General features: G+C 70.1%; 26 protein-coding genes. 14 read left to right on the top strand and 12 right to left on the bottom strand.

What is annotated here, in order from left to right:
- Positions 1-67 precede the first annotated feature (67 nt).
- A complete protein-coding gene (locus tag BLR90_RS10860; protein ID WP_091025244.1) occupies positions 68-889 on the top strand; it encodes a trypsin-like serine peptidase in 822 nt (273 codons plus the stop codon).
- A 368-nt stretch (positions 890-1,257) separates the two neighbouring features.
- Here BLR90_RS10860 and BLR90_RS10855 read toward each other — a convergent pair whose 3' ends face one another.
- The 3 genes from BLR90_RS10855 to BLR90_RS10845 are packed head-to-tail and all read right to left on the bottom strand — an operon-like array spanning position 1,258 to position 3,065.
- Positions 1,258-1,554 carry an addiction module antidote protein gene (locus BLR90_RS10855; protein WP_091025243.1) on the bottom strand — a complete coding sequence of 99 codons (297 nt, stop codon included), beginning with the start codon at positions 1,552-1,554 and terminating at the stop codon, positions 1,258-1,260.
- On the bottom strand, positions 1,541-1,852 hold the full coding sequence (locus BLR90_RS10850; protein ID WP_091025242.1) for a type II toxin-antitoxin system RelE/ParE family toxin: 312 nt from the start codon (positions 1,850-1,852) through the stop codon (positions 1,541-1,543). Before BLR90_RS10850 ends, BLR90_RS10855 begins: the two co-directional genes overlap by 14 nt.
- Positions 1,853-1,886: 34 nt before the next feature.
- A complete protein-coding gene (locus BLR90_RS10845) occupies positions 1,887-3,065 on the bottom strand; it encodes a tyrosine-type recombinase/integrase (RefSeq protein WP_091025241.1) in 1,179 nt (392 codons plus the stop codon).
- A gap of 263 nt (positions 3,066-3,328) precedes the next feature.
- On the opposite strand from BLR90_RS10845, the gene BLR90_RS21765 reads away from it, so the two are divergent.
- The 4 genes from BLR90_RS21765 to BLR90_RS10825 all read left to right on the top strand — a co-directional run bounded on the left by BLR90_RS21765 (position 3,329) and on the right by BLR90_RS10825 (position 6,295).
- The gene (locus BLR90_RS21765) at positions 3,329-3,541 is read left to right on the top strand and encodes a helix-turn-helix domain-containing protein (RefSeq protein ID WP_091025240.1); all 213 of its coding nucleotides are present in this window, start codon (positions 3,329-3,331) and stop codon (positions 3,539-3,541) included.
- 50 nt (positions 3,542-3,591) lie between these two features.
- Entirely contained in the window at positions 3,592-4,155 is a 564-nt protein-coding gene (locus BLR90_RS10835; protein WP_143016185.1) for a helix-turn-helix domain-containing protein, read from the top strand.
- On the top strand, positions 4,152-4,754 hold the full coding sequence (locus BLR90_RS10830) for a hypothetical protein (protein WP_091025238.1): 603 nt from the start codon (positions 4,152-4,154) through the stop codon (positions 4,752-4,754). Before BLR90_RS10835 ends, BLR90_RS10830 begins: the two co-directional genes overlap by 4 nt.
- 80 nt (positions 4,755-4,834) lie before the next feature.
- The gene (locus BLR90_RS10825) at positions 4,835-6,295 is read left to right on the top strand and encodes a plasmid pRiA4b ORF-3 family protein (RefSeq protein WP_245715257.1); all 1,461 of its coding nucleotides are present in this window, start codon (positions 4,835-4,837) and stop codon (positions 6,293-6,295) included.
- A 243-nt stretch (positions 6,296-6,538) separates the two neighbouring features.
- Here the strand turns inward: BLR90_RS10825 and BLR90_RS10820 are convergent, their stop codons facing one another.
- Together BLR90_RS10820 and BLR90_RS21010 are read right to left on the bottom strand one after the other, a co-directional pair.
- Complete coding sequence (locus BLR90_RS10820) at positions 6,539-7,168, bottom strand: hypothetical protein (RefSeq protein WP_143016184.1); 630 nt, start codon at positions 7,166-7,168, stop codon at positions 6,539-6,541.
- A 127-nt stretch (positions 7,169-7,295) separates the two neighbouring features.
- Positions 7,296-7,544: a sigma factor-like helix-turn-helix DNA-binding protein gene (locus BLR90_RS21010; protein ID WP_170254366.1), complete on the bottom strand. Its 249-nt coding sequence runs from the start codon at positions 7,542-7,544 to the stop codon at positions 7,296-7,298.
- A gap of 168 nt (positions 7,545-7,712) precedes the next feature.
- On the opposite strand from BLR90_RS21010, the gene BLR90_RS10810 reads away from it, so the two are divergent.
- Positions 7,713-8,063, top strand: a complete 351-nt coding sequence (locus BLR90_RS10810; RefSeq protein ID WP_091025235.1) for a hypothetical protein — start codon at positions 7,713-7,715, stop codon at positions 8,061-8,063.
- On the opposite strand, the gene BLR90_RS10805 is transcribed toward BLR90_RS10810, so the two are convergent.
- Entirely contained in the window at positions 8,060-9,100 is a 1,041-nt protein-coding gene (locus BLR90_RS10805) for an App1 family protein phosphatidate phosphatase (protein ID WP_091025234.1), read from the bottom strand. The genes BLR90_RS10810 and BLR90_RS10805 overlap by 4 nt on opposite strands.
- Positions 9,101-9,137: 37 nt before the next feature.
- Between BLR90_RS10805 and BLR90_RS10800 the strand changes: the two genes are divergently transcribed.
- Positions 9,138-10,112: a hypothetical protein gene (locus BLR90_RS10800; protein WP_143016183.1), complete on the top strand. Its 975-nt coding sequence runs from the start codon at positions 9,138-9,140 to the stop codon at positions 10,110-10,112.
- A 13-nt stretch (positions 10,113-10,125) separates the two neighbouring features.
- On the opposite strand, the gene BLR90_RS10795 is transcribed toward BLR90_RS10800, so the two are convergent.
- The 5 genes from BLR90_RS10795 to BLR90_RS10775 form a co-directional block, all read right to left on the bottom strand.
- Entirely contained in the window at positions 10,126-10,860 is a 735-nt protein-coding gene (locus BLR90_RS10795; protein ID WP_091025232.1) for a sterol desaturase family protein, read from the bottom strand.
- Positions 10,857-11,597 (bottom strand): FadR/GntR family transcriptional regulator, encoded by a 741-nt coding sequence (locus tag BLR90_RS10790; RefSeq protein WP_091025231.1) that lies wholly within the window; start codon positions 11,595-11,597, stop codon positions 10,857-10,859. Before BLR90_RS10790 ends, BLR90_RS10795 begins: the two co-directional genes overlap by 4 nt.
- Positions 11,598-11,729: 132 nt before the next feature.
- Positions 11,730-13,994 carry a transglutaminase-like domain-containing protein gene (locus BLR90_RS10785; RefSeq protein WP_091025230.1) on the bottom strand — a complete coding sequence of 755 codons (2,265 nt, stop codon included), beginning with the start codon at positions 13,992-13,994 and terminating at the stop codon, positions 11,730-11,732.
- A gap of 13 nt (positions 13,995-14,007) precedes the next feature.
- Positions 14,008-15,216: a DUF58 domain-containing protein gene (locus tag BLR90_RS10780; RefSeq protein WP_091025229.1), complete on the bottom strand. Its 1,209-nt coding sequence runs from the start codon at positions 15,214-15,216 to the stop codon at positions 14,008-14,010.
- Entirely contained in the window at positions 15,209-16,174 is a 966-nt protein-coding gene (locus BLR90_RS10775) for an AAA family ATPase (protein WP_091025228.1), read from the bottom strand. Before BLR90_RS10775 ends, BLR90_RS10780 begins: the two co-directional genes overlap by 8 nt.
- A gap of 64 nt (positions 16,175-16,238) precedes the next feature.
- Here BLR90_RS10775 and BLR90_RS10770 point away from each other — a divergent pair, with 64 nt between their 5' ends.
- Genes BLR90_RS10770 through BLR90_RS10755 form a run of 4 tightly spaced genes read left to right on the top strand, consistent with a single transcriptional unit; the run spans position 16,239 to position 19,203 of the window.
- Positions 16,239-17,003, top strand: coding sequence for an SURF1 family protein (locus BLR90_RS10770; RefSeq protein WP_091025227.1), 765 nt, complete (start codon positions 16,239-16,241; stop codon positions 17,001-17,003).
- On the top strand, positions 17,000-17,350 hold the full coding sequence (locus BLR90_RS10765) for a DUF3817 domain-containing protein (RefSeq protein ID WP_091025226.1): 351 nt from the start codon (positions 17,000-17,002) through the stop codon (positions 17,348-17,350). Before BLR90_RS10770 ends, BLR90_RS10765 begins: the two co-directional genes overlap by 4 nt.
- Before the next feature lie 4 nt (positions 17,351-17,354).
- Positions 17,355-18,188 carry a patatin-like phospholipase family protein gene (locus tag BLR90_RS10760; RefSeq protein ID WP_091025225.1) on the top strand — a complete coding sequence of 278 codons (834 nt, stop codon included), beginning with the start codon at positions 17,355-17,357 and terminating at the stop codon, positions 18,186-18,188.
- 7 nt (positions 18,189-18,195) lie between these two features.
- A complete protein-coding gene (locus BLR90_RS10755) occupies positions 18,196-19,203 on the top strand; it encodes a 1-acyl-sn-glycerol-3-phosphate acyltransferase (protein ID WP_091025224.1) in 1,008 nt (335 codons plus the stop codon).
- A gap of 86 nt (positions 19,204-19,289) precedes the next feature.
- Here BLR90_RS10755 and BLR90_RS10750 read toward each other — a convergent pair whose 3' ends face one another.
- A complete protein-coding gene (locus tag BLR90_RS10750) occupies positions 19,290-19,928 on the bottom strand; it encodes a DLW-39 family protein (RefSeq protein WP_091025223.1) in 639 nt (212 codons plus the stop codon).
- Positions 19,929-20,121: 193 nt separating this feature from the next.
- Here BLR90_RS10750 and BLR90_RS10745 point away from each other — a divergent pair, with 193 nt between their 5' ends.
- The 3 genes from BLR90_RS10745 to BLR90_RS21465 all read left to right on the top strand — a co-directional run.
- Entirely contained in the window at positions 20,122-20,634 is a 513-nt protein-coding gene (locus BLR90_RS10745) for a peptidylprolyl isomerase (RefSeq protein WP_091025222.1), read from the top strand.
- A gap of 113 nt (positions 20,635-20,747) precedes the next feature.
- Positions 20,748-21,587 carry a rhomboid family intramembrane serine protease gene (locus BLR90_RS10740; RefSeq protein ID WP_245715256.1) on the top strand — a complete coding sequence of 280 codons (840 nt, stop codon included), beginning with the start codon at positions 20,748-20,750 and terminating at the stop codon, positions 21,585-21,587.
- Positions 21,588-22,079: 492 nt separating this feature from the next.
- On the top strand, positions 22,080-22,200 hold a 121-nt coding region (locus BLR90_RS21465; protein ID WP_245715284.1), incomplete at its 3' end, for a transposase family protein.

The following is a 22,200-nucleotide window of genomic DNA, read 5'->3' as shown; positions in this document are numbered from 1 at the left end:
AGAGAGCCGCTGGACGTAGCGTGCCTCACCTGACTGACCCACGAGAAGCGAACGGGGAGCCATCGAGATGCAGGTACAGACCCTGAGAGAGCAGTTGCTGTTCGTGACCGTCCGCATAACGACCCAGATGCCCGACGGGCAGAGTGGCAGCGGCACCGGATTCATGCTCGCCGAAAGTCGCCCGGACGGCGGCGCATCGCTGCTCCTGGTAACCAACAAGCACGTTGTCGAGGGCGCCGCGCTAGTCAACATGCACCTGCTCGCTGCCACTCCTGACGGAGAACCCGAGCTCGGCCACGAGCGAGTGTTATCGGCGACGCCGGATCGGTTCGTTGGTCACCCGGATCCTGAGATCGACATTGCCATGATCGGGGTAGGGGGAGCGCTGGAGCAGCTTGCGAACGCTGGGACGCCCGCCTTTTTCCGCTCGGTGAGTACAGAGATGTGCGCAACCGAGGACGTACTGGATCAGTTCGAGCCGATTGAACCGGTGACATTCATCGGCTACCCAAACGGGTTGTTCGACTCCGCGTCGCTCCTGCCGATTGTTCGGCAGGGCCACTCCGCGACCGCGCTCAACATCGACTATGGGGGCAAGCCGACGTTCCTCATCGACGCATCGGTCTTCCCGGGTTCGAGCGGCAGTCCTGTGTTCCTCGTGCCGAACCCGTCAGCGCCCGACAAGTTCGGCAACATCACCATCGGGGGCTCCCGGCCGCCGGTGTTCCTCGGTGTTGTGGCAGCCGTCCATCAGCGTCAAGTCCCGGTGCTGCAGACCGCGCATGGCATCCCGTTCGTGTACGACCTGATCGACCTCGGGATCGTCTACAAGGCGAGTGAGGTGCACGCCTTGGCACGACAGATGATCGATGCAGCGAATGGTTCTTAGGCGGTGCCGTCGATGTGGCTCCGACGTCCGAGATGACTCGCGCGTCGGTGACTCTGTCGGACCCGCACGAGGTGGCTTGAACTGTGCTGGCGTAGAGCGCCAACGAGCGTCCTTGAGCGCGAGACGTTGCGGGGGCGGAGCTAACCGATGACCGGGTTAGACGTGACCTGGCAGAGTCAGAAGTCGCCGTCGTTACGGGACTGCCAGCCGCGGAGGTGCCGCTCGACCAAGTCGCCGGCGCAAGCCGCCGACTCGACGCGAGATTGCCCGAACTGTGCGGTGCACGCTGCGACTGGACGCGGCGGTAGGACGCAGGGAGGTTCGCTACTGAAGAGGTCCCGACCCCGGCCGGCCCGCGCATCGTGTGGCTAGGCGACCGCGTGGAACTCGATCTTGAGACCGAGGGCCTTGGCGACCTTCACGATGGTGGCGTAGCTCGGGTTGCCGTCCGCTGACAAGGCCTTGTAAAGCCCCTCGCGGCTCATCCCGACCTTGCGGGCAAGTTCGCTGAAGTTCTGCGAGCGCGCGATGGTTCCGAGGGCTTTAGCGACGAAGGCGGGGTCATCGCCCGCTTCCTCTAGTACGGCCTCCAGATAGGCGGCGATGTGCTCGAGGGAGGTCAGGTAGTCGGCCGAGTCATACTCGCTGAACTCAGTCTTGGTCATTGTCCGTCCACTCCTCTGCGAGTTCTCTCGCCCTCGTGATGTCTTTGGCCTGGGTGGACTTGTCGCCGCCATAGAGGAGGACGATCAACACGTCGCCCTTCTGCTGGTAGTAGACCCGGTAGCCCGGGCCGTAGTCGATCCTCAACTCTGAGATGCCGCCACCGACTGGTCGCACGTCCCCGGGGTTCCCCGCGCTGAGCCGGTCCAGCCGCATCTGAATCCGACCCGCGGCCCGGATGTCCTTCAACTGCCGGAACCACCTGTCGAAGTGGTTCGTCTTGATGACCCTGGTTGTCAACTCTAGTTCACACCCAGGTGGAACTCAACGGCGTTCATGGGTGCTTGCCTTCTGCCCAGCGGCGATACGTGTCTCCGATCGCCTGGGCGAGCGACTTGTCGCGGTCCAGCGTGGCGTGCTGATAGATCGCCATCGCGGCCTGGGAGGCGTGGCCGGCACGCGCCTGGAGCTCGGCCGCCGTCGCGCCGTGCTGGCCGGCGATGGTCAGTGCGGTGTGGCGCAGGTGGTGGATGGTCAGGTCCGGGCGACCGGCCTTCTCGCGGGCGGGGCGGTATCGGTCCATCAGATAGCGGACGCTCATGTGGTCGGTCCGGTCGCCGGCGAACAGCAGTCCAGCCGGGCCGGGTGCGGTGTGCTCGAGCAGGTGCTTCTGCAGCATCGGAAGGAATGGCGGCGGGACGTGCACGGTACGGACTCCGCTGGCCGTCTTCGGCGGGCTGATGACGCGACCGCAGTTGGGACAGGCGTCCTTCGTTCCGGGGATGACGTCCTTGTCGACCTTGCGGGTGACGCTGATCCGACCGGTGACGCCGTCGATGTCGGAGCGTCGCAGCTCGAGCAGCTCGCCCTCGCGGAGGCCGACGAACGCGGCCAGCACGATGAGCAGTCGCAGCCGCTCGGGCATCGCGTCGATGATGACCGCCAGCTCGTCGAGGGTCGCCGGCACGGCGACTCGCTTCACGCGAGCCGATCCGGCGCCGCGGATCTTGGGTGGTGCTCGGAAGATCAGCTCCTCCTCCTCGGCCGCCTGGAGGATCGATCGCACGAGTCGGTACGCCGCGGCGTTGCTCGACTCGGTGGCTGGATCCAGCGAGGCGCGCCACTGCTTGATCTCCGACAGGGCGACCTCAGTCAGCGGCATCTCGCCGAAGTACGGGAGGATCCGTGACCGCAGCAGCTGCCGGTAGTTCCGCTGGGTGGTCGGCCGCAGGCCGCGCTCGACCAGGAAGCGCTCGGCAAACGAGCCGACCGTGTTCCAGGCCGCGGCGGACTGCCGCTTGGACTCCGCCGCCTGACGTGCCCTGGGTGGAGTCCACTCCTCCCGGTCGACCAACGCCCGCTCGGCAGCGAGCCACGCCTCGGCGTCCATCTTGGTGGCGAGAGTGCGTGAGTAGCGGGTGCCGTCGGGCATGGCATAGCGAGCTCGGTGGGTCACCTGGCCGGTCGCGCTGACCCGCCGTTCGACCTCGCCGAAGCCCCGTCGCCTGGCCATCCGAGAGCCGCCCTTCGATCCCGAGTCCTAACCCCATGCTTGGTTAGCAGCAGGAGTCCCTGTGGGGGACTGGTGGGGGAAAGAATGTCCCAAATAGGGGAATCTTGTCCACACGTGTCCGACGTTTCTGCAGGTCAGAGCCATACTGCGCCTGTTTCAGGTCGATTTGCAAGCAGGGGGTTAGGGGTTCGAGTCCCCTAGGCTCCACCGAGAGAAACCGCAGGTCTTCGACGCCCTTCTCGGACGGGACGAGGTTGTCGTCCATGCCGGCGAGCCTCGAGGAGGCAGCCGAGGCCATGTCGGTCTCGGTCAAGACCATCCGGCGCTGGATCGCAGCAGGCACGCTCCTGGCGTACCGCTGCGGCAACGCCATTCGGATCAAAGCTCGAGGATCTGGAGGCGGCACCGCGGCAGCTCCCGTCTGCTCGGTGGTGACGCGGCAATCCGTCGCGCAGACGGCGCGTTGTCATATATGACTACGCCGATGTATCCTGTCCAAGTGATGGACCGAGACACACAGGCGGTCATGGACCGCCTCAACGCCGCTCATGCGCGAAGCGGTCTCTCGTTGCGCCGTTTTGCCCACGCACTGGGGACCGACGCTTCACGATTCTCGGCCTACCGTTCGGGCAAGATCGCGCCATCTGCGGCGTTTCTCCTGCGCGCCGAGCGCATCGCAGACGCCATCTCCCGAGCTCGCGAGAGCCGCATTCCTACCTCCATCGACGCCGTCCTCTCCATCGGCGCAGCCCACAACAAGGGCGACGACGACTGGACCTACGCCCTGTCTCTCGAACTTCGCGACAGGCTCCGCGACATCTTGCGCAATTCCATGGAACTAGCCGAGGCCTGGGAGGCGCAGCCGCCGGACATCGAAGCTCACTGGAAGGCCCTGGCCGCCGCCTTCGTCAGCAGGGAGTTCCACGAGGCCGGCCTTCCTGCACCCAAGTGGACGCAAGGGCCCCGCCTCGCCAGCGAATGGATCCTCGACACACCTCGACTCAGCGACGACCAGATCAAAGAACAAACTCCACGCTGGCTAGCTGAGCGCAACATCTTCATCGCTGAGAAGGACCTCGTCACCGCGTGATGGACAGCAACGGACCGCTCTTCGAACTGGACCGTGCCCAGATGACGGCGCTGCTCAACGAACTAGGCGACCGACTAGAGGCTCGCGGTATTGCCGCGAGCCTCTACCTCGTCGGTGGCGCCGCTATGACCCTGGCGTACGGGCGTGATGGGCTGACCCCCGATATCGACGCACTGACCAGTCACGCAGCGGTCTTGGACGAGGCCACCTCGATGGCCCAAGACCACGGCCTACCCGAAGGATGGCTCAACAGCAACGCCGCGGGCTGGGTGCCTCCTCGGCCCGAATGGGCACTGACGCCGCCAACAAAACCGGGCCTGACCATTCATATCGCCCCGCCCGAGCACGTCCTGGCGATGAAGCTCATCGCCACACGTCGCAAAGACCGCCCCGACATCCGACTCTTGATCAGAGAGGTCGGCATGGAGGACGCGCCACCGGAGGAGTACGCCGACCTTCTTGCCCGCGTCTACGACGGTGAGGGATTGCTCCCCACCATGCTCGGGATCAAGGGAGCCGATCCGGCCGCCACGCGCACCGAGGCCATCCGCATCGGCGAGTGGGCCCATCAGTTCGCGAGCGAACTCCACAACTCATAGCCAGCACGCGCGAAAGAGCCGCCCTGCGACCCTCGTGGCGCGCGCTCATCGACAGATCCGACGGTGATTGACTGTCTGTCGTGGCCGAAGCAATCGACGTCCAGTATCTGGTGAAGCAGCTGATGGCCGGCGCCAGCCCCGAGGAGAACAAGGCGCTCCTCGAGGCGCTGATGAGCGGACAGGTGACCAGCATCTTCGAGAAGGTCAAGCGCGAAGAGGCGCCGACGCTGCTCCCGGTCCCGAGCGAGGTCCGCGGGTTCCGGGTGCGTCTGGACCTGCACGGCGCGAAGCCGCCGGTCTGGCGCCGCCTCGAGCTGCCCGGTGACCTGACCCTGCCGCGGCTGCATGACGTGATCCAGGCCGCGATGGGGTGGACCAACAGCCATCTGCACCGGTTCCGCACCGGCAGCGACCACCGCTCGCCGTTCTTCGTCACGAGCTTCGACCTCGAGGAGGGCGATGAGGGGACGCTCGAGGACGACGTGCGACTCGACCAGCTCGTCGCCGAGAAGGGCGACGAGCTCTGGTACGACTACGACTTCGGCGACGGCTGGGACCACAAGCTGGTGATCGAGGAGGTCCTCGATGAGCCGCCCGCGACGGCGCGCTGCACCGGTGGTCGGATGGCGTGTCCGCCCGAGGACTGCGGTGGCATCGGCGGCTACGAGGACCTGGCCGCCTGGGTCCGCAGCGGGTATGACGACGTGCGTCTCCCTGGCAACTTCGAGGACGCGGCGCATGCGCGCGACTGGCTGCCGATTGACTGGCACCCCGACCACTTCGACGTCGGGGAGACCGACACCGCCCTGGCGATCGCGGTGGCCGAGCCGGTCGCGGTCACCGGGGAGATGGCCGAGCTGGCTGAACAGCTCGACCGCCGGGGCGTCCGCCTGCTGCGCGAGGTCCTGGGACGGCCGTTCTCCCACGGTTCGATAGACGTGAGTGATGTCGAGGCCGACAGGCTGACCGAGACCTACCGGGTCTTCCTCGAGGTCATCGGGGACGGCGTCACGCTGACCGCCGCGGGTTACCTCCCGCCTGCGGTGGTCGAGCAGGTCGCCGAACGCACCGGCATCGCGGACTGGTGGTTCGGCAAGGCCAACCGGGAGGACCTCACCTTCCCCGTCGCCGACATCCGCACTACCGCGCGCGCCCTCGGCTTCGTCAGCGTCCGCAAGGGCCGGCTGAGCCCGACCACCGCCGCCCTCCGATGTGGCCGTGACCCGCAGGCACTGTGGCGTCACATCGTCGGGCGCCTGCCTTTAGGGACCAAGGACGCCGAGCGCCAGGCGGGCTGGATGGCACTCGCCGTGGTCGGCAGCGGCGTACCGGCCCAGGAGTGGCGCAGCGAGATCAGCGACCTGCTCTTCGCGCTCGGGTGGCGAAGCGGACACGACCGGTTCTCGCCTCCGCCCGCCAACAGCGCGACCCTCGACGTGCTTGAGCAACTCGCCGGTGCTTCGCGCGTCCGCTGGCGGGAGATCAAGGGCATCGACCTCGCCGTCGCGGCCACGGCGCGCGCGGTGACGCGGCGGCGCTGAGTGCAGCGGCGATCCGCCGGAACCCTCCGGTTTCGGCCGCTGGGACTGTGAGCGGGCCGCGACTGTCGTTAGCGTGAGGGGCAATGATCTACGACGAGCCTCTTCAGGTCGCGGTGCTGATCGTCGCCGGTATCCTGTCCGGGCTGTTCCTGCTGGTCTGGTGGCGCGAGCAGGACGACGACGAAAAGCCCGAGTAGCCCAGTCCGGCGGGGATGTGCCGGTGTCCGGTCGGGCTCCTGTTGATCAGGGACTGGTCAGGTAGATCTCGGCTTCCTCGATCGCGCCGGTCTCGTCATCGAACTCGATCTCAGCAACAGTGACGCCCGGCTGGAGGTCGGCGGTCGTCGCTCCGGCCCCTTCACCGTCCTCGCCGTCCTCCTCCAGCTCAACCTTGGTGTCCTCGGTGACCATCCCGGAGACGATGAACCCGTTCACTGAGGTGACCACGAGCGTGGTGCCGTCGAAGGAGTCGATCGTGCCCAGCACGTCCGCCTCGTCCTCGTCGGACTCGCCGTCGCCGTCCGAGTCGCCGTCGTCGTCGGTGTCCCGGTCGTTGAGGGCGGTCGAGCCAAACCCGTCCCTGACCTCATCGCCGTCGTCGTGGCCGTCGTTGTCGGAGTCCTCATCGCGAATGCGCGACCCCAGTCGGTACTCGCGAAGGTTGCTCAGGCGGTCCAGGTCGAAGTCGGCGCGGGCGTCGGCAGCCTTGAACGGGTTCATGCCATGGCTGCGCTCCCATCGGTGGGGGATGCCGTCGCCATCGGCGTCGGAGGATCCGGCGTGCGCCAAAGGCATCACACCGAACAGGCCGGCAGCGGCCAGGGCGGCACCGACGGCGACTGTTCTGCCGGGCAATGGGTCGTGAAGCGTCATGAATCCTCCAGAACCAGCGGGGGACGACCCACGGCGGGGGCAGCGGGACGAAGGTTACGGAAGACTCAGGTTGCGAGCACTGCGATCCGTTACATGCGCGATTCGGGAGCCTCTCGGTGCCGCGTCCTCATGCTGGCCCGGCGACCGGTCGCGGTGGGGCCGGCGCCGTGCGGGCTGGCGGGGTCGACATCAGCGCACGGAGCCGCTTGAGGCCGCGGTGCCGCGCCACGCGAACTGCGGTCACGCTGATCCCCAACGCCTGGCTCGTGGCCGCGGCGTCGAGCCCGACGACGTCGATGCAGGCGATCACCTCGGCCTCTCGCTTGGAGAGAAGACCCAGGAGCCGGCGGGTGGCGTCAATGCCGTTGATGACCAAGGCCCCATCCGCAGTGGTGCCCCAGTCGACGCCGCTCGGGACTGCCGTGTCGTGAGGCGAGGTCTCCCGCCCCCGGCCGACCACACGTAGCCGGACCCTGTCGAGCCGCCCACGACCGCCGGCGACCCTCGGAGGCCGCCCGAGCAACGACCTGACCAGGGCCGCGGAGTGCCTGCCCCCGACCGGGAGCCGTCAGTAGGTGAGCCCGCATCCCCGACCGAGGATGCGCCGGGAGCCGAACCGACAGAAGGCACCGAGGGCCACGACGGGACCGACGAACCCCAGGTCTCCCCGGAGACCGAGGGCAACGACGACACCGACTCGACCGACGACGGCGACACCGACCCGACCGATCACGGCGACGGTGATGCGGCTGACGACACTGAGGACAGCGACGGCTCAGGGGATTCCGACGAGACCGACGGCGTTGACGGCGTCGAGGTTCCGGAGGTTGATCCAGACGCCGACGACAGCGAGCCGGCTGATGATGACGGTGATGACGTCCAGGCCGACGACTAACGCGAGATCGGCGGCAGGAGACCCCGCTTGCGCAGGGCTTCGGCCAGGGCGACGCCGTCGGGAGCCCACACCTCCGGCGTAGCGTCGTCGACGGCGTGGGGCACGGGCTCGGTGATCGGGTCGGGTCCGACGAGGCTCCCGTGCTGGGCGAGCTGCTCGGTGGTCGACAGCTGGCGGATCGCGATCGCGAGCACCTGGTCGGGGTGGGTGGCTGCGGCCTCGGCGTAGAGCGAAGGGTCGTGCTGGCCGTCGTCGCCGACCAGGAGCCAGCGCAGGCCCGGGAAGTCGGCGAAGAGGTGCGCGAGCTGGGCCCGCTTGTGGGCGCGGCCGGAGCGGAACCAGCCGTCGTTGGTCGGACCCCAGTCGGTGAGCAGCAGCGGTCCGGGCGGGTAGCCGTGGCGCTCGAGGAACCCGTTGAGCGCGGCGGCGGTGTTCCAGGCGCCGGTGGAGAGGTAGACGACGAGTACGTCGGGGTGCGCGGCGACGATGTCGGCGTACAGCGCGGCCATGCCGGGCACGGGGCGGCGGTCGATCTCGCGCACCAGGAACGCGTTGCGGAACGCCACCAGCGGGCGCGGCAGCATGGTGACGATGACCGTGTCGTCGATGTCGCTGACCAGGCCGATGGTGGTCGCCGGGCCGACGATCCGCAGCGGTGCCTCGACCGGCTCGGCGTCGGCGACCGAGAGCAGGGCGTGGGTCCACCCGGGCTCGAGCCCGGAGACCTCGAGTCGGACGTCGACGTAGCCGTCCTGGGTGCTGGGTACGACGTGCGTGTGGCCGCCGACGCGCACGGTGACGGGGACGTCGCTGGCGGAGGCCGAGACGAACCGTCGCCAGCCGCGGCCGTCGGTGCGCAGCGAGCGCGGGGAGCCGGGCGGCATCAGCAGCACCCGCGCGAGGACGCGGACCCAGCCGGCGCCGCCGTACCCGACGTAGGGGACGACCCGCGGGGTCCAGCCCTGGGTGTGCAGCCGGCGCTCGACGAGGGCGTGGATGCGTTGCTCGATCCGCGCGGCTCGGTGCGGCTGCTCCATGCGGCGAACCTACCGGCGGAGATGGCACACTGACGGCGTGAGGTCCTGGGGCGTGGTCACGGTGCTCGTCGCCGCACTCGCGGTCACGGGGTGCTCGGCCGAGGAGCCCGACCCGGTGCCGGCGGCGCCGCTCGGCGAGCCGACCGAGACCGGCCCCCCGGCGTACGACGCCGCGCTGGCCTCCGCGCCCGCGGTGCTGGCGCTGGTCCCCGACGACGCGACGACGCTCTCGGTCACCGACTTCGAGCAGGTGCGCCTCGTGCTCGGGGCCTCGCTGCTGACCGGTGAGTCACCGGCCGCCGAGCGCGCGCGCTTCTGGCGCCAGGCCGAGGAGGACGCACCGCTGCTCTCCACCGGGATGCTGCGGCCGGTCGAGGCCCGGCTGCTGCGCGACTACGGCTTCACCCAGGACGACGTCGCGTGGGAGGCGTCGTTCAGCGGACCGGCCGGCGAGGGCTGGGTGCTGTCCTTCCGCGACGACCTCGACCTGGACGCCGTACGACGTGCCGTCGATGACGGCGTCGGGCCGCTGAGCGGCGCGGAGGTCGACGCCGACAACCGGCTGGTGTCGAGCGGGACTGCCCCCGACGGGGAGTCGAGCTGGGCGGCCGACGCCGAGCTGGTGTCGCTGGTGAGCCAGGCCGAGGCGAACGCGACCCACGTCCAGCGCGAGTGCGTGCCGTTCGAGTACGCCTTCGGCGCCGACGTCGCGGACGAGCTGGCGGCCACGCCGGCGGCGGACCTCGCCGAGCTCGAGACGCTGGAGGCGTGGTCGTTGTCCTTCGGCGGGTTGCTGGCCACCGCCCGCCTGGGAACGGACCGCACGGACGTGTTCGAGCGGATGCGCCTGGCCGAGAACCTGCCGGCGACCGAGCCGGAGTTCGCCATGGGCTTCACCGACGGGGTCGCCGACCCGGTCGGCGGCCGCATCGGCTACTCGATGCCAGACCCGGCCGCTGCGGCCCTGCTCACCCGCCAGCGCAACTTGCCGTTCGCGGTCTGCACCGACTGAGCGATCGAGCTCGTCAGCTGTCGCTGGCGTGCAGGTTCTTGACGGTCGGCGACGTCGCGACGCCGGCGGGGTCGGGGTAGGTGCCGAACAGCCGGTCCGCCGTCCCGGCGGAGGTGACGGTGAACCAGTAGTGCTCGTTCTTGTAGTGGTGGAGCCGGTGGTTGCGCCACACGCCGCGGTACCACATCGAGCGGGGCCGGTAGTCGCTGTGCACGAGGTAGTGGGTCCACTCGTAGCCGAGCTTGATGCCGTAGACGGCGACCAGCATGCTCAGGGCGCTGGGCAGGCTGGGCATCGCCAGCAGTGCGACCACGGCGTACGCCGGCAGCAGCCACAGCAGCGCCTTCCACGGGATGAAGACCAGCGGGATGTCGCGCGGGTCGGCGTGGTGGGCGCGGTGCTCGCGGGCGAGCAGGGAGTCGATCCGGACCGGGCCGAGCCGGCGCGGGCGCCAGTGGAGGATCACGACGTGGATGACCCACTCGATCACGGGGAACATCGCCACCAGCGCGACCGGGATCGCCAGCTCCCACCAGGACCCGCCGCCGGCGACGACGCGCGCGACCACGGCGGCGAGCAGCGCCGTACTGATCATCGGCGGGCTCGGGTGGCGCCACCACGCACCCCACGCCTCGCCCAGGGTGACGTTGGTACGGCGCCCGGGGCCGGCCTTGCCGGTGATCCGGTCCTCGTCGTGGGCGAGGCGTTGGGCGGCGAGTGCCTCGATCTCGGGGGTGGCCTTGGTCATGAGTGCTTCTCCTCGTCGTTCTGCAGGTCCAGCGCCGAGAGGGCGGCGATCAGGCTGTCGGTGGCGGGACGCAGCACGCGGTCGGCGGCGGCGCGCGCGGTGTCGGGGTCTCCCGCGGCGATGGCGGCGGTGAGCACGCGGTAGGCGCCGGCCTGCCCGACCTCCTCGGCCATCGCCGGCGCGAGCGCCTCGAGGGCCGGCTCGTAGGCGGCCCGCAGGCTGTTGAACATCAGCCGGAAGACGACCGAGTCGGCGGCGTCGACGACCTGGTCCCAGTAGGTCAGCGCGTGCCGCTGGCGCTCCACGTCGTCGTCGGTGGCCGCGAGTGCGTCGACGGTGCCTTCGAGGGCCGCGGCCAGAGCCGGGCCGCCGCGGTCGGCGGCGAGGGCGGCCACGCTCGGACCGATCGCCAGCCGCGCCTCGAGCACGCTGCGGGCCACGGCGGCGTCGAGGTTGCCGCGGCGTACGAGCAGCTGCGGCAGCAGGTCGAGACCGGCGAACCGCTTGAAGTCGCGCACGGTCGTGGAGCCGCCGTGGCGCACCTCGAGCAGCCGGGTCTGCGCCATCCGCTGCAGTGCCTCCCGCACCGCCGGCCGGGACACCCCGAGCACCTCGGCCAGGCGCCGCTCGCTCGGCAGCGTCTCGCCGGGCTCGATGCCGCCGTCGACCACCTCCCCGAGGACTTGGTCGAAGACCTCGTCGGGGACCGAACGGCGTACCACGGGCTGGAGGGGCATGCCCGCGACCGTAGATCGGGCTGCGGTCGCAGGTCAAGTGGTATGACCAGTTGGCGTTTGCGACTCTTGTAACACGTTGTTTTCGTGACTTCTCGCCCGAAATATCGGGCGAGAAGTGCCACGAACAACGTGTTACAAGCCGCCGGGCGGCCGCGGGCGGCGGAGCGACGCAGGGTTGAAGACGGCCCAGAGGCGGCGGCGGAGAGGTACGTCGGCGGCGAGGCCAGAGCGTTGGTCGCGGACCAGGTCCCAGAAGGCGGCGGCGTCGGCGGGGGCGGGCTCGTCGGCGCCAAAGATCCGGGCGTCGGCCTCCTGAGCGAGCGTCAGCACCGAGCCCTGCTCGCCCTCGCCGACCTCCGCCAGACGCGCACCCAGCGCACGGGCCTCGGCCGGACGGGTCAGGCCGTCGGGCACGGGGGTGCCGAGGTCCCGGGCGCGGTCGATCAGCTCCGCCCAGGCGCCGGCGTAGCGGGCGGTGACGCGGCGAGCGCCCAGGCGGCGGCGCTGCCGCACGGCCTTGGCCAGGGGTACGGCGACCAGGAGGCCGCCCAGCAGCAGGAGCAGGACCAGGCGCCAGGGCACGCCTCCTCCCGAGTCGCTCTCCTCGTCGGGCTCCTCCTCCTCCTGAGGAGGGTCGGGCTGCGGCTGCTGCTCGGGCTGGGCGGGGGGCTGCTGCTCCGGAATGGGCGGGGGGAAGTGGCGCACGCCGGTCGAGCCGCCCCTGCTGTCCTCGCGCTTGGGTGGCCGGCGACCCATGAACGACTCGGTCGGGAGGGTGCGCCAGCTGCCGTCCGAGATCCGCACCTCTACCCAGGCCTCCACGTCGCGGCCGCGGACCACGCCGGACTCGGGGACGACGGCGCCCACCACCACCCGTGCCGGGAAACCGAGCCGGGTGGCCATGAGCGCTATGACGGCGGCGTACTGCTCGTCGTTGCCGACGCTCGGCACCTCGAAGAGGAAGTCGTCGCCCAGCCGCGACTCGCTGTGCCCGGGCAGGTAGACCGACTCCCAGTCGGCGTAGCCGTCGCTGTAGCGCCCTTCCTTCTTGAGCCGCGCGGCCACCCGCATCAGGGCATCGACCTGGCCGTAGGCGCCGGCCGACCAGGTGTTGACGGCCGGCTGCAGGAAGGCGCCCGCGTCGTAGACGGCCTGGTCCCACAACCCCGAGGGCTCCATCCGCGGCTTGAGGAGGCCGCCGGTGAGCCGGGTCGTGAAGCGATAGCTGTCGTTCTCCTCCAGCCGGTCGTCCATCACGCCCGTCTGGGTGGCCGGGTTGTAGCGCAGGTGTGTCCGCGCGTCCTTGCGCGCGCGGCCCAGGAACTCGAAGGACTGGAGGGCCCCGACCATCGGGACCCAGGGCAGCGTGTAGCGCGCCGACGGGGTGATCGTGACCGCGACCTCGCGTCCGCGCGCCGGGTTGGTGATCGTCGACGACAGCATGAGGAAGCGGTCGTCGTGGCGACTCGGATCGGTGTCGTTGGAGGCCTTCCAGCGGGAGCCGTCGTAGGTGTCCAGGGCCGCGAGCCTGACCCGGGTCCCGGCCGGCGCGCCCTCGACCTCGAAGAGCCGTACGTCGAAGACGTTGCCGCTCGGCTTGTCGCGCTGCCGGGTGTAGTCACGGAAGCCGTCCAGCGGCGTCCGCACCGCGCCGACGTCGTACGCCGCCAGGCTGCGGCTGAGCAGGAGCCGCTCGCCGGGCTCGGTCGTGTCGGCCAGTACGCCGGCCACCAGCGCCGTCACCACCACGATGACCACGCTGCCGCCCAGCCGCCACAGGCGTGCCGGGTCCCGACCGTGCGCTGTCTCGTCCACGCGCAGCCCGCGTAGCCGCATCCAGAGCATCGCCAGCGCGCCGTAGCCCACCCCCTGCAGGAGCACCGACACCGGCTCGGGCTGGGCCAGGAGCAGGACGGAGCCCAGCATCATCGTGGGCGGGACCAGCGGCCAGGCGACACGAGTGCCGCGCAGGGCTGTCGCGGCCCCCATGCCGGCCGACACCAGGCAGAGCAGGACGGGCGCGAGCAGCACCGCGCCCTCGGCGTCGACGGGCGGATGGGTGCCCAGCAGGATCGGCCACCCCTCGACGTTGGCACGGATGCCGTTCTCCAGCGTGCGCAGCCCGTCGAGGCGCAGGCTCCCGTCGACGATGGGTCCGGAGACCAGGTAGTAGACGACCAGCAGCAGCAGGCTCACGATCTCGACGCCGCCGCGCAGGGAGACCACCACGAACGCGATCACCGCGCCGGCCAGCGCGGCCAGGCCCCCCGCCACGAACCACCCCGCGCCGCGGTAGGTCGAGCTCCAGCCGACCAGCGCGATCGCGGTGAGGGCGAAGACCAGCACCAGGTCCCAGGCGTGGAAGCCCTGGACCGCCGGCGCCCGCGGCTCGCTCACTGGAGGCCCCCGCTCACAGGACGACCCCACGCACGTAGGCGCCGAGCAGGCCGGGGAGCTCCTCGAGGACGCTGACCGTGAGCAGGTGCGGACGGTCCGCTGCCGGGCTCTCCTCGCCGCTGCCCGGGTCGGCCCGGAACGCGAGGAACTGGACGTCGTCGGGGAAGGTCCTGCGGACCTCGCTCAGGACACCGGGGTCGACCCCTCCGCCGGAGACCACGATCAGCTGGCTGGCGTCCGGCGCCATCCGGGCCGCCGTGGCGGCGGCGAGCCGGAGGTCGGACCCAGCCGCGAGCTCGGAGAGGCAGAACGCGTCGAGGACCTGGTGGGGGGAGCCGGCAAGCTGCTGGGGCCCGCAGACCAGGGTCAGGGCGAACTGCTCGAGGGCGACCCGCATCACCACCGACGCCGCGATCGAGAGGGCCAGCTCGAAGTCCTCGGGGTCGGCGTAGGCGGCGGGGTCGTCGTCGACCAGGACGACGGTGTGGCTGCGGCGGGTGTCGTGGTACTGCCGCACGTAGAGCCGACCCGTGCGCGCCGACGAACGCCAGTGGACGTGGCGCAGGTCGTCGCCGACGACGTACTCGCGCAGCGCGTGGAAGGACAGGTCGCTCATCGAGATCTGGTCGCTGGGGATGCCTTCGAGGTCGCGCACCGACCCGGTCCCGAGCGACTCGACGCGGACCATCCGGGGCCGCACGTAGAGGTCGACCGGCTGGGCCCACACGGCGTGGCGCTGGAAGAACCCCAGCGGGTCGGTCCGCCGTACGCCTGCGGGGCCGACCTGCAGCACCCCGCGCCGTACGGCGGGCACCTCGAAGCGCTCCACCGTGGTCTCGCCGCGGCGCAGCACCGGCATCCGCACGTGCACGCGTTGGGCGCCTCGCAGGTCGTCGCGGGCGGCGTCGAGCGGGATGCTCACCAGCGGGTGGTACATCGGGGTCAGCCGCAGGTTGGTGACCTCCAGGTCACCGACCCCGGTCTCGCCCGCGATGGTGTGCGCGGGGTGCAGCTGCAGCCGGGCCCGCACCCGCGTTGGCATCGAGAACAGCACGAGCGCGACGAGCACGAGCAGCGCGCACATGATGGCGATCAGCCGGAACTCGTCGTACCCCGCGAACGCCGCGACCAGGGTCGCGAAGGCACCGAGGCAGATGACCGCCCGTCCGGCCGGAGTCACGCCGGCGCGCACGCGGCGCAGCGTGCGCCGGACGTCAGTCACGGTCGACGGGCGGCGGGACGGCGGCCAGCAGCTGGGAGATCACGTCGCTGATGGTGGCGCCGCTGAACTGCGACTGGGGGTCGAGCAGCAGCCGGTGGCAGAGCACGGGCTCGGCGAGGCTGTTGATGTCCTCGGGGACGACGGCCGTGCGGCCGTCGGCGGCGGCCCAGGTCTTGACGACGCGGACCAGCGCCAGGCAGCCGCGCGCCGAGAGCCCGAGCCGGACGTGGTTCATCGTGCGCGAGGCCTCGGCGAGCTGGCGGACGTAGCGCACCAGCGACCGGTCGATGTGGACGTCGGCGGCCAGCGCCGACATCTCCGCGATCCGGGCGGTGGTCGCGATCGGCTTGACCAGCTCGGCCCGGTCGCGGATGTGCGAGGCCAGCAACAGCTCCTCGGTCGAGTCGGCGTCGGGATAACCCACGGACGTCTTCATCAGGAACCGGTCGAGCTGGGCCTCGGGCAGCCGGTAGGTGCCGGCCTGCTCGATCGGGTTCTGGGTCGCGATCACCATGAAGGGGCGGGGTACGTCGTGCGTGACGCCGTCGACGGTGACGTGGCCCTCCTCCATCACCTCGAGCAGCGCCGACTGGGTCTTGGGCGAGGCCCGGTTGATCTCGTCGGCCAGCACGATGTCGTGGAAGATCGGGCCGGGGTGGAAGTCGAAGGAGCCCTTGAGCTGGTCGTAGACGGTCACCCCGGTGACGTCGGTCGGCAGCAGGTCGGGCGTGAATTGGATGCGCGCGTGGCGGCCCTCGACGGTGTTGGCCAGCGCCCGAGCGAGCATCGTCTTGCCCGTGCCGGGCAGGTCCTCGAGCAGCAGGTGTCCCTCGGACACCAGGCAGGTCAGCGCGAGCCGGATCGCGTGGTCCTTGCCGAGCAGGGCCTGACCCATGTTGTCGGCCATGTCGGTGAACCCGGCGCGGAACCACTGCGCTTGCTCCGCGCTCAACGTCATGCCAGGGAGGGTAACGCGCAGGCGACCCCGTGGAGGGGCGAAGTGACTCCGTACTCTTGCCAGGGTGCGTGCCTTCCTGACCCTCCGGATGCTGGGCGCACACCTGCTCGTGCTGGTCTGCGTGGGGGTGGCGGGCGGTCTGGGGCTGTGGCAGTACGACGCCTGGCAGGAGCATCGCGCGGCCGAGGCGGTCGACCTGACCCAGCTCGAGCCGGTCCCGCTCGCCGACGTGATGGGGCCCGACGACGCCTTCCCCGGCGACCAGGTGGGCCAGCCGGTCGAGGTCTCCGGCACCTGGCTGCCCGACTCGACGGTCTTCGTGTCCGGCCGTGAGGTCGACGGCGTCGAGGGGTTCTGGGTGGTGACCCCGCTCGCCATCGACGGTCCGGACGGGCCGGACCCGGACGGCCCCGCGCTGCCCGTCGTACGCGGGTGGCTGTCGGCCATCGACACCGCGCCCCCACCGCCGGCCGGCACGGCCTCGGTGGTCGCGTGGCTCCAGCCGACCGAGGGCAGCGGCGAGGCCGACACCGACCCGGACGACGACGTACTCCCGCAGCTGCGGACCGCCGACCTGATCCAGCACGTCGACCAGGACCTGTACGGCGCCTACGGCGTGGCCACCGAGCCGCTCGACGGGCTGGCGCCCGCCACCCTCGAGCAGCTGCCGTCGCCGGGTCGCTTCACGGCGCTGCGCAACCTGCTCTACGCGATCGAGTGGTGGGTGTTCGGCGGGTTCGCGGCCTTCATCTGGTGGCGCTTCGTGCGCGAGGAGGGGGCGCCCCAGGAGGCCTCGGCCGAGGCCGACCGGGTACGTTCGGACGCGTGACCGGCACCCTGACCCGCTACCGCGTGATGGCCACCGTCGTGGGCGTCCTGCTGATCGTGCTGATCCTCATCGGGATGCCGCTGAAGTACCTCTTCGAGGACGGCTCCGGCGCCCAGGAGGCCGGCGAGTGGATCACCACCAACCTCGGGGTGGCGCACGGCTGGCTCTACATGATCTTCCTGGTCACGGCGTTCCTGCTGTCGCGCAAGGCCGGCTGGGAGCTGGGCTTCACGATCGTCACGCTGCTCTGCGGCACAGTGCCCGTGCTGAGCTTCTGGGCCGAGCACCGCGCCACCGCGCGGGTGCGGGCCGAGCACACCGACGAGCTCACGCCCAGCGCGGCCTAGCACCATGACGACCGCGTTCGTCCTCGGCGGGGGCGGGGTGCTTGGCGCGGTCGAGGTCGGGATGCTGCGAGCCCTCTTCGAGCGCGGCGTCGTGCCCGACCTCGTGCTCGGCACCAGCGTCGGCGCCATCAACGGTGCCCTGGTGGCGCAGGACCCGAGCCTGACGGTCATCGAGCGGATGACCGAGCTGTGGCGCGGCGCCAGCGAGTCGGGGCGTGAGGTCTACGGCGACAACCCGCTGCGGACCGTACGTCGGGCCGTCGCGACCGGCACGCACATCTACTCCTCGAAGCCGCTCCAGCAGCGGCTGGCCGAGGAGTTCGGCGACCTCACGATCGAGGAGCTGCCGGTGCGCTTCCAGGTCTGCGCGGCCAGCATCGAGCGGGCCGCGGAGCACTGGTTCGACTCCGGCCCGGTGGTCGACGCAGTCGTCGCGAGCGCCGCCGTACCCGGGATCCTGCCGCCGGCCAAGGTGGGCGACGAGCACTTCCTCGACGGCGGCATCGTCAACTCGATCCCGCTGGGGCGCGCGGTCCGGCTCGGTGCGACCCGGGTGTTCGTGCTCCAGGTGGGGCGCATCGACCGGCCGCTGACCGTGCCGAAGCGTCCGTGGGAGGTCGCGCGAGTGTCGTTCGAGATCGCGCGGCGGCACCGGTTCACGCGCGAGCTCGCCGAGCTGCCCGACGACGTCGAGTGCCACGTGCTGCCGGCCAAGGGCACCTCCGCGCGCGACGACACGATCTTCGGCACCCGCGACTTCAGCACCGTCGAGGAGCGGATCGAGCTCACCTACGAGGCGAGCCGCGACTACCTGGTTGAGCACCTGAGGGACCTGTGAGACCGCGATGAGAGTCGTCCGGCGGGTCGTCGTCGCGCCGGCCGTCGTACTGCTTGCGGGGCTGCTGTGGGTGACCGCGCCGCTCTGGGCGATCGCGGCCGCGGCGCTGTCGCCGCTGCTGCCTGGCCGGTGGCGGGCGCTGCGGCTGGCGTGGATCCTCATCGTCTACCTGACGATCGAGGCGCTGATGCTGCTCGTGCTGCTGGGGCTGTGGCTGGCCAGCGGGTTCGGGAGGCGGATCCGGACGCCTTACTTCGAGGGCATCCACTACGACCTGGTGCAGGGCGTGATGTGGGTGTTCTTCCGCGAGGCGAAGCGGGTGCTCCGGCTGACGATCGTCACCGACGGCCCGAGCCCGGACGCCCACCCGGGCCGGCCGATCCTGGTCGCGTGCCGGCATGCCGGGCCCGGCGACTCGTTCACGCTGATCCACGCGCTGATGTACTGGTACCGGCGCGAGCCGCGGGTCGTGCTCAAGGACACGCTCGCCTGGGACCCGATGATCGACGTGGTGCTGCGGCGGATCCCGGCGCGGTTCATCTCGCCCAACCCGGCGGCCGGCGAGGACCTCGAGAGCCAGATCGCCGCGCTGGCCTCGGACCTCGACGAGAACGACGCGTTCGTGATCTTCCCCGAAGGCGGCAACTTCACCCCGGCCCGGCGGCAGCGCGCGATCGACCGGCTGCGCAAGCTCGGCATGGAGCGGATGGCCGAGCGCGCCGAGGCGATGACCAACGTGCTCGCCCCGCGCCCCGGCGGCTTCCTGGCCGCGCTCGACGCCGCGCCGGCTGCTGACGTCGTACTCGTGGCGCACACGGGGCTCGACCACCTGCTCACCGTCGGTGACATCTGGCGCGAGCTACCGATGGACAAGAAGATCGTGATGCGCTGGTGGACCGTGCCGCGCTCCGAGATCCCGGCCGGCCGTGACGAGCGGATCGAGTGGCTCTTCGGCTGGTGGGAGCGGATCGACGCCTGGATCGAGGACTACGCCGACCCGTCCGAAACCCACTGAAATGACGTTGACCCGCCCGAAAGTTTCGGGCGGGTCAACGGTGGAGCGGGTCAGGCTCCCCATGGAGTGACGAAGTCACTCCATGGTCAGGACTTGGTGTCCGGGTTGATCTCGACTACGTCGGCCGGGTCGTCGGGCGTGGTGACCGGGTGCGGGGCGTCGGCGGCGTCGGCCAGGGCCTCGTCGGGCGAGGAGCCGCCGGTGTCGTCGGTCGTGGCCTCGGCCGGCGTGGGGGCCGGGGTCGGCGCGCTCTTGGGCGGCGGGGTCGGGACGTACGACGACTGCCAGTTGTCGCTGGAGCCGCTGCCGCCCTGGAGCTTCTTGGCGACGAACGCGACCGCACCGGCGATGCCGGCGAACAGCACGAACTTCTTGAGCTTGCCGCCCTTCTTGGGCTCGGGCTCACCCTTGAGCTGGGCGACCTTCGCGTCGGCCAGCGCCTTGGCGGCAGTGGCCTTCTCGCCAGCCAGCGCGGCACCGGAGGCGATCAGCGGCGCCGCCTTGCCCCGGGCGTCAGCGATCACTGGCGCGGCCTTCTCGCGGGCGTCGGCCAGCGCGGGGCCGGCCTTGTCCTTGGCGTCGAGGAGTGCGGGCACCGCCGTGTCCTGCACGAACTCGCGGGCCGACTCGTAGGCCGCCTCGACGTGGGGCTTCGCGGCCTCGACATAGTCGCTGGCCCAGTCATTTGCCTGGTCCAACAGTGACTTCTTCTTGCGCAGTCCCATCCGAGCACTCCTTCTTAGGCGTCGTCTCCATCCCACCATGCCACTGGTAACCCGGGCCACCCCCCGCCGGGGTGACCTCCTCGACGACCTGCGGTGACGCTCGCCTTGTGGCGCGTGCGAGGATCGATCCGCAACGATTCCGACGTAACGCACCAGACATTCCAGGCGACAACGCCTAAGGCGAAAGGCAGTCATGGCTGAGCAGCAGGCCATCCTCAAGACCAACCGGGGTGACATCACCGTCAACCTCTTCCCCAACCACGCTCCGGCGACCGTCGAGAACTTCGTCGGCCTGGCCACGGGTGAGAAGTCGTACGACGCCGGCAACGGCCGCACCGGGAAGTTCTACGACGGGCTCGGCTTCCACCGCGTCATCGAGGGCTTCATGATCCAGGGCGGCTGCCCGCTGGGCACGGGCACCGGCGGCCCCGGCTACACGTTCAAGGACGAGATCCACCCCGAGCTGGTCTTCGACAAGCCCTACCTGCTCGCCATGGCCAACGCCGGCCCGGGCACCAACGGCTCGCAGTTCTTCATCACCCTCGGCGCTACGCCGTGGCTCAACCGCAAGCACACGATCTTCGGCGAGGTGGCCGACCAGGCCTCGCGCGACGTCGTCGACGCGATCGGCACGACCCCGACCGGTGCCGGTGACCGGCCCCAGGACGCCGTCGTCATCGACTCGGTCGAGGTCGTGGGTTCCTGACCGAGCACCCCGCTCCCGTTCCTGGGGTGCCGATGTCGGTTTGCTACCGGCACCCCGGGCGGGAGTCCTATGTCCACTGCCAGCGCTGCGACAAGATCATCTGTCCTGACTGCATGCGGCAGGCGTCGGTGGGCTTCCAGTGCCCCGATTGCGTCGCCGAGGGTGCCAAGACCACCCGCGCCGGCCGGACGGCGTACGGCGGAGTGCGGCCGAGCAACCCCGGCGCCACCACGATCACCCTGATCGGGATCAACGCCTTCGTGTGGGTGATGATCGTGGTGACCGGCTGGAAGGCCAGCGACCTGGTCTACCGCCTGGCCCTGCTGCCCACCGGCGTGTGCGGCTCGCGGGCGGAGGCGGGCACCTACCCGCTCTTCACCGAGCGCGCCTGCGCGATCGGGACCAACCCACCCGGCGACGGGCAGTGGATCCCCGGTGTGTCCGAGGGCGCCTACTGGCAGCTGGTCACCAGCATGTTCTCCCACGTGGAGATCTGGCACATCGCGTTCAACATGTTCGCGCTCTACGCCCTCGGCCCCCAGCTCGAGCTGGTGCTGGGCCGGGTGCGCTTCCTGGCGCTCTACCTGCTCTCCGGCCTGGCCGGCTCGGCCCTGGTCTTCTGGCTCTCCGACGAGTCCAGCGCCACCCTCGGCGCGTCCGGCGCGATTTTCGGCCTGATGGGCGCCCTGCTCGTGGTGGCGTTCAAGGTCGGCGGCAACGTCCAGTCGATCCTGACCTGGATCGGCATCAACGTCGTGATCACCGTCCTCGGCAGCTCGTTCATCTCCTGGCAGGGCCACCTCGGCGGCTTCCTCGGCGGAGTGGCGATCGCCGGCGCCCTGGTCTACGCCCCCCGCCGCAACCGCACGCAGTTCCAGGTCGGTGCGCTGGTCTTCATCGCCGCCCTGATCGCCCTCGCGGTCATCCTGCGCTCCGCCTCCCTCACCGCCTGAGCGCATCGTCCGGAAAGTACGGAACGTTATCGACCCCGCCGGGCCGGGACCGGGTCGATTGCGTTCCGTACTTTCCCGCGTCTCTCCACAGCCGTGAGTGCACAGGTTTGTCCACAGCTGTGTAGAACCACACCGGTGTAACTCATCCACACCTGTGCACTTACCTGTGGACAACCCCTGTGGGGTATCCACAAATGACCCTGACCGTGGAATGACTCCGTCATTCCATTGGGAGTACTCGCTGCGCTCGTACTCCCGTCGCAAAGTTTGGGCTCTTGTGACGGATGTGTGGGTGGGGTTGAGCAGTTGACGTAGGACACGCCGTTCTCTGGCTAGGTTTCTGAGCTGTTGAGGAACAGTTACCTGGCGAAGGAGAACGGCGTGTCTGCGCTCACCCTATGGCGACCCCTGCTCGGACTTGAAGACACCGCGATCGAGGACGTTCGAGTCGAGCCGGGTCACGGTGGCCGGGTCGTGGTCAGTGTCCGACCGATGGCGCGTCAGAAGAACCGTTGCGGTCGGTGCCGGCGTCGGTCCCGGCGCTATGACCAGGGACGTGGACGGCGGCTGTGGCGGACCCTGGACCACGGCACCAAGCCCGCTTTCCTCGAGG

Origin of the sequence: Nocardioides szechwanensis (assembly GCF_900103935.1) — a bacterium.
Taxonomy (GTDB): Bacteria; Actinomycetota; Actinomycetes; order Propionibacteriales; family Nocardioidaceae; genus Nocardioides; species Nocardioides szechwanensis.
The sequence above is the reverse complement of the archived record's forward strand: the minus strand, read 5'-3'. Positions and strand labels throughout refer to the sequence as shown.

What these genes read in the sequence shown, in the direction of transcription:
- BLR90_RS10860 (WP_091025244.1), top strand. Translation starts at nt 68, where the DNA reads ATGCAGGTACAGACCCTGAGAGAGCAGTTGCTGTTCGTGACCGTCCGC.
- BLR90_RS10855 (WP_091025243.1), bottom strand. Translation starts at nt 1,554, where the DNA reads ATGACCAAGACTGAGTTCAGCGAGTATGACTCGGCCGACTACCTGACC.
- BLR90_RS10845 (WP_091025241.1), bottom strand. Translation starts at nt 3,065, where the DNA reads ATGGCCAGGCGACGGGGCTTCGGCGAGGTCGAACGGCGGGTCAGCGCG.
- BLR90_RS21765 (WP_091025240.1), top strand. Translation starts at nt 3,329, where the DNA reads ATGCCGGCGAGCCTCGAGGAGGCAGCCGAGGCCATGTCGGTCTCGGTC.
- BLR90_RS10835 (WP_143016185.1), top strand. Translation starts at nt 3,592, where the DNA reads ATGGACCGCCTCAACGCCGCTCATGCGCGAAGCGGTCTCTCGTTGCGC.
- BLR90_RS10820 (WP_143016184.1), bottom strand. Translation starts at nt 7,168, where the DNA reads ATGACGCTTCACGACCCATTGCCCGGCAGAACAGTCGCCGTCGGTGCC.
- BLR90_RS10805 (WP_091025234.1), bottom strand. Translation starts at nt 9,100, where the DNA reads ATGGAGCAGCCGCACCGAGCCGCGCGGATCGAGCAACGCATCCACGCC.
- BLR90_RS10795 (WP_091025232.1), bottom strand. Translation starts at nt 10,860, where the DNA reads ATGACCAAGGCCACCCCCGAGATCGAGGCACTCGCCGCCCAACGCCTC.
- BLR90_RS10790 (WP_091025231.1), bottom strand. Translation starts at nt 11,597, where the DNA reads ATGCCCCTCCAGCCCGTGGTACGCCGTTCGGTCCCCGACGAGGTCTTC.
- BLR90_RS10775 (WP_091025228.1), bottom strand. Translation starts at nt 16,174, where the DNA reads ATGACGTTGAGCGCGGAGCAAGCGCAGTGGTTCCGCGCCGGGTTCACC.
- BLR90_RS10760 (WP_091025225.1), top strand. Translation starts at nt 17,355, where the DNA reads ATGACGACCGCGTTCGTCCTCGGCGGGGGCGGGGTGCTTGGCGCGGTC.
- BLR90_RS10755 (WP_091025224.1), top strand. Translation starts at nt 18,196, where the DNA reads ATGAGAGTCGTCCGGCGGGTCGTCGTCGCGCCGGCCGTCGTACTGCTT.
- BLR90_RS10750 (WP_091025223.1), bottom strand. Translation starts at nt 19,928, where the DNA reads ATGGGACTGCGCAAGAAGAAGTCACTGTTGGACCAGGCAAATGACTGG.
- BLR90_RS10745 (WP_091025222.1), top strand. Translation starts at nt 20,122, where the DNA reads ATGGCTGAGCAGCAGGCCATCCTCAAGACCAACCGGGGTGACATCACC.
- BLR90_RS10740 (WP_245715256.1), top strand. Translation starts at nt 20,748, where the DNA reads ATGCGGCAGGCGTCGGTGGGCTTCCAGTGCCCCGATTGCGTCGCCGAG.